We start from the raw sequence: 8,713 nt of genomic DNA, 5'->3' as shown, positions 1-8,713 counted from the left end.
CTTAGGTGGCTCGAAGGTGCTAACAAATAAAGCATAAAAGAGAAAATATAGCTACACAGGTCTCTAAACTTATAACGTATTTAACACAAAATAGGCTATCCTTTTCAAATGAATAAAACTCATCTTGATAACATTTTGAACAATGCAATAGATTTTTCTAAAAATAGTGACGCATGGAAAATAATATTGCCTATGATTTTAATTGATAAATTTATTTTGGATAAAACAGATATATCACTTTCTCATTTTGGATTGCTTCGTTCCGACAGTGATGTTTTAGTGACATTGTTTTTTAATAACAAAGTTCTTTCTCCAACCGAGTTATACGAGGCAATGTTGTTTTCTTCTGGAGGAATGACTAAGGTACTTAAAAGACTTGAAGAAAAAGAACTTATTTCACGTATTCCTTCGTCAATAGACAAAAGAAGTCTGTTGGTACAGCTTGAAGTAAAAGGGGAAGTTCTAATCAAACAAGCTCTTTTGGCCATTGCAGAATATCAATCGCAATTTCTAAGTATTCTAGAGGAAAGTGAAAAAGTAGTAATTGAAAATGCCTTTAAAAAATTAGCGTACGCATTATTAATAGATGATAATTAGCAATCCTTAATAATGCTCATTTTGTGCACTCACGATTTTTTCGACTAATGAGTACAAAGTATTTCTTTCAGAATCAGTTAATATTGCAAATATATCTTTTTCTTTTAATTGTATTAACGCTGCTAACTCCGGAAGTGTTTTATAAGCCTTTTCAGTCAGAAATATTTTTTGTACACGTTTATCTAAAGAAGATATTTCTTTTTTAATCAATTTTTTATAAGCCAATTGATCTAAAATTTTTGAAATAGACCCCTTGTTTAATTTTAGATGTAACGCAATAGAACAAGAAGAAATCGATTCATTTTCAAATACTTCTCGCAATACCAAAAATTCAGTAGACGTGATTCCATTTTTTTGGAATATATGGCTTAAAGATTGTGATAGGTGATTCATTAAAATACGCAAGACAAACCCTATAGATTCTCCATTACGGATATTCGAAAATTTGTTTATTTCCATCATATGATTTCAACCTCTATGAAATTTAATTTCTATGAGATACACTAGATGACCCAATTACCATATAGTATCATATCTTTCTAGAATGATATGATACTATATAATAATTTATTCGGACTCAGGCGTAATGAAAAAACGAGTGGCTGAACCCCTTCGAGAGCTTCGCTAACATACGCGTTTATAAGGGATTATCTAAAAAAAGGAGTGGTGTGCTTTATATATATTTTATTTATGGACTCTCCTTTTTTTCATTCGGTTTAGCTATATTATTGTATCCGAAAAGGCTGGAAGAGAATTCATTACTAAAAAACATATGGTTATTGGGATTATTCGGTATTGTTCATGGTGCTACCGAATGGATAGAGATATTCAAGATAGTGGAACCGTCTAATCTGGATGTTTTCAATTTATTAAATTTTATATTGATACCGATTTCTTTTCTATTTTTGTTTTACTTTGGGCTAGTCTCTTTGATCGATTATTATAAGAAGTTGTCTTACTCGCATATAATAATTATTTTTATGTTGTGGGCAATCATCCCATTACTGATTACTTTGAGCAGTCATGATATATATTTAACAGGTAATATTTATGCGAGATATCTCCTTGCAATTCCCGCTACTTTTCTGACCGCTTATAGATATTATTTATATAAAAATTCTCACACATTCTCTGAAGACCAAAAGCGGTATTTACTGTTATTCAGCATCACATTTTTAATATATGGATTCTTGTCAGGCTTTATAGTTCCCGCTGCTCCTACTGGGATGGCTTCCATTATAAACACGGCTACTTTCCAAGAATATATAGGCTTACCTATTCAGCTTTTCCGTGCAACATGTGCTTTTATATTAGCCTATATATCTATCGCCTTATTAAGAACATCCCGGCTTGAAGTTGAATCACAACTAATTCAGCTTTCAAAAGCACTTGAAGTGAGTGGAGATAGTGTTATTATTACTGACCGAAATGGCATCATTTTATATACAAATCCTGCTTTTGAGCAGCAGACAGGTTTTACAAAGGAAGAAGCATATGGGAAAACCCCTGTCATTATAAAATCAGGTGCACAGCAACAAAGCTTCTATGAAGATTTATGGGTGACTATCTTAAATGGGGATACTTTTAGAAGTTACATTATTAATAAAAAGAAAGATGGTGAACTTTACTATGAATACAAAGCAATTGCACCTATAACTAATAACAAAGGTCAAATTGTCTCTTTTGTATCCACAGGAAAAGATGTAACAGAGCATATGCTCCTTGAACAAAAATATGAACAACTTGCTTCTGTGGATACATTAACTGAAATTGCCAATCGTATGAAATTTGATGAAGTTCTAAAGTACTCGGTGGATCGAGCAAAGCGATATAATATCGAACTCTCAGTTATTTTATTTGATATAGATAATTTTAAAAAAGTCAATGATACCTATGGGCATTTAATTGGTGATGATGTCTTAAAAAAAATAGTGCAAATAGGCAAAGAGAATATTAGGGAAAGCGATTTAATTGCTCGATGGGGAGGTGAAGAGTTTATGATTCTTCAGACGGATATTCCATCAAAAGAAGCGCTTGTTTTAGCAGAACGGTTGCGTCAAGCTATAGAAAGCCATATTTTTAAAGATGTAGGCAAGGTAACAGCCAGTTTTGGTGTTGCAACATTTCGTAATGATGAGAAGACAGACTCATTTTTAAAAAGGGTGGATGATGCACTTTATTCTGCAAAAACAAGTGGTAAGAATAAAGTAGTGGTAGTATAGTATATGGCGGTTAATAAGTAGAATCCCAGTTTTTTTGACAGAAGCTGGAGAAGTCCATCAGATTGTTCATTCTGCTATGTACAATCTGATGACAATTTTCTTGACGTAGCTGATAGATTATAAATTAACCCGTTGCTTCAATGCCGCATTACGTAAAAAGAAGTTCGAAATCATTCTGATTTCCAACCGCCACCAAGGGCTTTGTAGAGAGTAATCTGGTTTGACAGCAGTTGTGCTTGCAGTGCCACCAAATTCACCTGTGCATTTAATTCCCCCCTTTTAGCCTCAAGCACATTCAAGTAATCGACATATCCAGCGTTATAGCGTATTTCGGACAATGTAGAAAGTTTGGCATAGGCATCTTCACCCTCTTGCTGTGCTACAATTTTTGCCTTGGAAGATTCGATCTTTTTCAGAGAATCATAGACCTCTTTAAAAGCATTTTTGACACTTTTGGCATATTGGATTTGCGCCGTCTCTTTTTTGGATTCAGAACTTTCAACTTGATTTTTTATCCGTCCGAAATCAAGTAAAGGGACGTTTAGTGAAGGTCCGATCCCCCACACTCCCGCAGAATTTTGCATAAGACGGTTCAGCTCCGAACTCTCCAGACCTATATTTCCCGTCAATGAAATGGAAGGGAAATACGCGGCTTTTGCGACACCGATGTTGGCATTTGCCGCACGCAGCAGTTCCTCTGCCGAGCGGATATCGGGACGTCTTTGGAGCAGATCGGAGGGGATTGCAGCAGGAATAGTAAGCGGTTTCGGAAGTTCTTTGACCGTCGTAAATCCCATTTCGCTCATCTCTTTCGGAGTACGCCCGATTAAAACCGCCAATGCGTTTTCATTCAACACTTTCGACTCTTTGAGCCCTTCAAGCGAGAGTTTGGCATTGGCATAGAGCGTGTGGGCCTGCTCAAGCGTCAAAGCGTCGATCTCACCGAAACGGTGTTGGCGAAGACGGTATTCGTACCCTTCTTTAAACGACTCGACGCTTTGTTCGGTGATCTCGATTTGCCGTTTGATCGCTACGAGATTGAAATAGGTCTCGGCGACGCTGCTGATCAATGTAATACGAACCGTATCCCGATCGGCCTGAGTTGCCGTAAGCTCGGACAAAGCGGCAGATTCCCGATTTTTCAGTTTTCCCCAAAAATCGATTTCATATCCCAGCGTCGCCGACAAGCCATAGGTATTATAGATCATACCGCCCATAGGAGAGAGCGATTCTTGGCTTGTCTTTTGGCGATTCGCCGATGCCGATGCGTTTAGGGCAGGATAGCGTTCCGCCTCACTCAGTCCTAGCAATGCTTTCGCCGTATTGACGTTGCTGATAGAGAGTTTCAAATCGTCGCTGTTACGCAGTGCTTCTTCGATCAGAGCATCGAGAGAGGGATCTTGGTAACGTTTCCACCACACGGCCGTCACGATTTGCGCGGTCGTATTGTTATCTTCCAGCTGTGTCGGAAGCTCCGGAGTCTGGATCTGAAGATTCGGTGCCAGCGAACAACCGCCGATTGCCAAGGCGGTCGCCAATAATAAAGGGATATTACGCTTCATGTTGAGCCTCTTTACGTTTAAACTTATTCGTCAGTTTCATAATCAAATAATAAAAGAGCGGAATAAAAAATATCGCGACAACGGTTAGCATTGTCATACCGCTTACCACCGTCGTTCCGATGATATGACGGCTGTTGGCTCCCGCTCCCGTACTGATTGCGAGAGGAATGGTACCGCCGATAAACGCCAAAGAGGTCATAACGATCGGACGAAACCGGATCGTCGCACCCGCGATGGTAGCATCGTACAGACTCATCCCCTCTTTGAGTTTTTGCTGTGCGAACTCTACGATCAAAATAGCGTTTTTAGCTGCCAGTCCGACCAAAGTCACCAGCCCGACCTGAAAATAGATATCGTTTTCCAGCCCGCGCCAATAGACCCCGAGCGATGCTCCGAGCAGAGCGAAAGGGACGGTCATTAATACCGCAAACGGAATGCTCCAGCTCTCGTACAGTGCCGCAAGGATCAAAAAGATAAAGACAATCGCATACACAAACGTATTGTTCCCTTCCTCGGCCAGTTTTTTCTCCTGATATGCCGTACCCGTCCATGCGATGGAGTACCCTTCCGGCAATGTTTTTTTCGATATCTCTTCAATGATCCGCATCGCCTCTCCCGAGCTGTACCCCGGAGCCGGTTCGGCAGAGATCTGTCCCGCCGTAAACATGTTAAAGCGCTGAATGACACTCGGTCCCACTACACGTTCGGCATCAACCAGTGAGCTGATCGGAATAAGCGCACCGTTAGCGGAACGGACGAATACGTCGCTATAATCTTCCACATCGTCGCGATAATTCGACTCGACTTGCAAGTTGACATGATAAACGCGCCCGAACATATTGAAATCGTTTGCATATCCGGAACCGAATGTAGTCCCCAAGGTTTTATAGATATCGGAAATTTCAACATTCATCGCCTTGGCTTTGTCTTTATCGATCGTGATATGGTATTGAGGGACTTCCGTATTCATCGTCGTCCGTACGGCTCTGAGCTCGGGACGTTTGTTCGCCTCCGCGACGATTTGAGAGACATATTTGCTCAGGTCCTGAATATCTCCCCCTTTTCGGTCTTGGACATACATATCGAAACCGCCGGTCGAACTCATACCGATAATAGCGGGAAGATTGACCGCGATAACCATCGCTTCTTTGTTCTGTGAAAACTGCCCCATCAAAGAGCCTACAAGAGCCGTAGACTCCTGTTCGGGAGATTTTCGAAGCGACCAATCTTTCAGCCCCGCAAAAGCGACCCCCGCATCGGATTTAAACGCAAATGTCGCGAAATCGATACCGCTCATCGCTCCGACGTAGTCGATGTTCGGGTTTGACAATGCGGTTCCAATCACCTCTTTTTGGGCGTTGACCGTCCGCTCCAGCGATGCTCCCGGCATCAGATATGAGAGGACCAGTACGATCCCTTTGTCTTCACCCGGGACAAGCCCCGTCGGAAGTTTCTGTGTCATCCAGACCGCCGAAGCGATCATCACTCCGAATATCAAAACATTCAGCGCCGCATAGCGAAGCATTTTTTTGACTCCGGCACTGAACCACAGTGTCAAGCGATCGAAAAAACGGTTGAAGAGTCGAATAAAGAAGATCGGCTCAGGTTCATGTTTTTTCAAAAAGACGGCACACAATGCCGGCGTCAACGTCAATGCGACCAACCCTGAAATGGCGACGGAAATGACGATCGTCATCGCGAACTGCTGATACATTACCCCACTAAATCCTCCGCTCAGTCCGGCAGGGATAAAAACGGCAGAGAGAACTAATACGATTGCGATAACCGGTCCGGCGATCTCTTTCATCGCTATGACCGTCGCTTCTTTGACAGTTATTTTCTCATCCGTCCTCAAAACCCTCTCGACGTTTTCGATAACGACAATAGCATCATCGACAACCAAACCGATCGCGAGAATAAGGGCAAACAGAGTCAAAAGATTGATCGAAAACCCCGCCATATACAAACCGGCAAATGTCCCGATGATTGAGACCGGAATCGCCAGTACCGGAATGATCGTCGCACGCCAGTTCCCCAAAAAGAGGTAAATGATGATAACAACCATGATAAATGCCTCAAGGAGCGTATGCTTGACCTCGTTGATCGACGTTTGGACGAATTTGGTCGTGTCGTACAACGAAGTATATTGCACATCTTTCGGAAATTCTTTGGAGGCTTCGGTGAGTACTTTGTCCAGTTCCGCCGATACTTCCAATGCATTCGCACCCGGAGCCAAGAACACCCCGGCAACCGCCATATCCTGTTTGTTCAGCATCCCTTTGAGCATGTAGCGCTCGGCACCGAGCTCAACGCGGGCAACGTCTTTGAGATGGAGCGACGATCCGTCTTCGTTGGTACGGACCAGAATGTTGCCGAACTCTTCGGCCGTTTTGAGCCGCCCTTCCGTCGTAACGGTATAGTTAAATGCCTGCTTGGATGCGACCGGTTCTTCTCCGATCTGTCCGGCGGACATTTGGACGTTTTGCCCCTCAATCACCCCCAAAACGTCGTTTGGAGTCAGATTATAGGCAGCCATCTTATCGGGACGGAGCCAAATCCGAATGGCATACTCTTTGCTCCCGAACAAAAAGGCGTCTCCTACCCCTTTGATCCGTTTGATATCATCCATAACGTTAATCAACGCGTAGTTGTTCAGCCACAACGCATCATGGACTCCACCCTTCGAGGTAAATCCGATGACCCGTAACATATCGGGTGAACGCTCCCGTACGCTGATCCCCTGGCGTCTTACCTCTTCGGGCAGCTTGGTCAACGCTACCTGGACACGGTTGTTGATATCGACATTCGCCGCGGCCGGATTGGTTCCCGTCGCGAACGTTACGCTGATACTGAGTGTTCCGCTGGGTGAGGCGGTCGAACTCATATAGATCATATTTTTGGCACCGTTGATCGCATCTTCGAGCGGTGCCGCAACCGTTTTCGCCAGCGTTTCGGCATCCGCACCGGGATAGGTCGCCTGAACCATGATTTGAGGCGGAACGACGGCCGGATATTCTTGAATCGGCAGTTTGTTGAGACCGATCAAACCTGCTAAAATGATGATAACCGACAATACCGTTGAAAAAATCGGCCGATCGATAAAATATTTGGAAAACATGCTTATTTCCCTTCGGAATTGACGACTTTGTCAATTGTAACGGGAGCTCCCGGCTGAATACGGAAAAAATTATTGACGATGACGGTATCTCCCGCTTTTAGACCTTGTTCGATGATAAAATTATCGCCGCTTTTTTTACCGAGTTTGATCGGACGTATCCCGACGACCCCTTTATCGACAACCATTACGATCGTCCCCATTTTGTTTTGCAGTACCGCTTTTTGGGGAACCGTGATTGCTGCATCCGTATGAACTCCCACGATATTAATCCGCCCGAACGCTCCGGGAATCAGTACGTTGAGCGGATTTTTCAAACGGGCTCGGACTTTGATGCTTCCGGTATTGGTATTGATCTGGGGAGCGACATAGTCGACGAATCCCGTGTAGATCGCACCGTTGTAATTAAAGGCTACTTTGAGCTTCTCCCCTTTAGCAAGAGTTTGCAGCGAACCTCCCGCTTTACGGACATCGACATCGGGAATTGAGAATTCCGCATAGATCGGATCGACCTGCGTGATGCTGACCAACGGTGTCCCCGCCGTAACGACGTTGCCGACATCGATTTGTTTCATTTCGACGATTCCGTTGATCGGCGCTTTGACAGCGGTATAGTTCAAATCGATTTTTGCCGACTGAAGCCGCGCTCGTGCAGAAGAAACGTCGGCTTTCGCTATCTCATAGGCCGAGAGAGCCGCATCGTACTCTTTCTTGCTGATCGCATTGTTTTTAAACAGGTTTTCAACCCGTTCCCAATCCCTCTGCGCGTTGGTAAGTGCCGCTTTTTTAACTTCCAGATCGGCACTTCGCTCATTCACCAATGCCGCATAACTGTCCGGCTCAATCCGATAAAGCAGATCCCCTTTTTTGACATAACTCCCTTCGGTGTAGAGCTTTTGGGTCAATACTCCGGTAATCCGCGAGGTTACCGTAGCATTCGCCATTGCGTTTAGACGTGCCGGGTAAGCAAACGTAATCGGAATCGGCTGAGCCGAACCGACTTTATAGACATCCACTTTCGGAGCGGATTGTGTTTGTGCGGCAGGTGCTTTTTGGGCTCCTTGCAACGATAGCGGTATCAGTCCGATAAGGATGGCCGCACCTGTCGAAAGTATCGGATTTGTAATAAGTCTCATTCTCTCTCCTAATGAATTGTGTCGATAAATATCAATAAATCTTGCTAGAAAGATAGCTATATTCGCCTTATATTCACCTTT

At 43.5% G+C, this 8,713-nt stretch carries 6 protein-coding genes; 2 read left to right on the top strand and 4 right to left on the bottom strand.

Annotation, left to right across the window (positions count from 1 at the left end; all coding sequences use genetic code 11):
• The first annotated feature begins 108 nt into the window (after nt 1–108).
• A complete protein-coding gene (locus WAO38_RS05145; RefSeq protein WP_299894692.1) occupies nt 109–597 on the top strand; it encodes a MarR family transcriptional regulator in 489 nt (162 codons plus the stop codon).
• 6 nt (nt 598–603) lie between these two features.
• Here the strand turns inward: WAO38_RS05145 and WAO38_RS05140 are convergent, their stop codons facing one another.
• Nucleotides 604–1,059: a MarR family winged helix-turn-helix transcriptional regulator gene (locus WAO38_RS05140; RefSeq protein WP_299894695.1), complete on the bottom strand. Its 456-nt coding sequence runs from the start codon at nt 1,057–1,059 to the stop codon at nt 604–606.
• Nucleotides 1,060–1,265: 206 nt separating this feature from the next.
• Between WAO38_RS05140 and WAO38_RS05135 the strand changes: the two genes are divergently transcribed.
• Nucleotides 1,266–2,819, top strand: coding sequence for a sensor domain-containing diguanylate cyclase (locus WAO38_RS05135; RefSeq protein WP_422234980.1), 1,554 nt, complete (start codon nt 1,266–1,268; stop codon nt 2,817–2,819).
• A gap of 170 nt (nt 2,820–2,989) precedes the next feature.
• On the opposite strand, the gene WAO38_RS05130 is transcribed toward WAO38_RS05135, so the two are convergent.
• Genes WAO38_RS05130 through WAO38_RS05120 form a run of 3 tightly spaced genes read right to left on the bottom strand, consistent with a single transcriptional unit; the run spans nt 2,990 to nt 8,632 of the window.
• Nucleotides 2,990–4,381, bottom strand: a complete 1,392-nt coding sequence (locus WAO38_RS05130; protein WP_299894700.1) for an efflux transporter outer membrane subunit — start codon at nt 4,379–4,381, stop codon at nt 2,990–2,992.
• The gene (locus WAO38_RS05125; RefSeq protein ID WP_299894705.1) at nt 4,371–7,499 is read right to left on the bottom strand and encodes an efflux RND transporter permease subunit; all 3,129 of its coding nucleotides are present in this window, start codon (nt 7,497–7,499) and stop codon (nt 4,371–4,373) included. The genes WAO38_RS05130 and WAO38_RS05125 overlap by 11 nt, the downstream gene beginning before the upstream one ends.
• A gap of 2 nt (nt 7,500–7,501) precedes the next feature.
• Nucleotides 7,502–8,632, bottom strand: coding sequence for an efflux RND transporter periplasmic adaptor subunit (locus WAO38_RS05120; RefSeq protein ID WP_373023368.1), 1,131 nt, complete (start codon nt 8,630–8,632; stop codon nt 7,502–7,504).
• Between the last annotated feature and the right edge of the window lie 81 nt (nt 8,633–8,713).

Origin of the sequence: Sulfuricurvum sp. (genome assembly GCF_049277495.1) — a bacterium.
Taxonomy (GTDB): Bacteria; Campylobacterota; Campylobacteria; order Campylobacterales; family Sulfurimonadaceae; genus Sulfuricurvum.
Note: the sequence above shows the minus strand (reverse complement) of the source record. Positions and strands in the feature narration are given on the sequence as shown.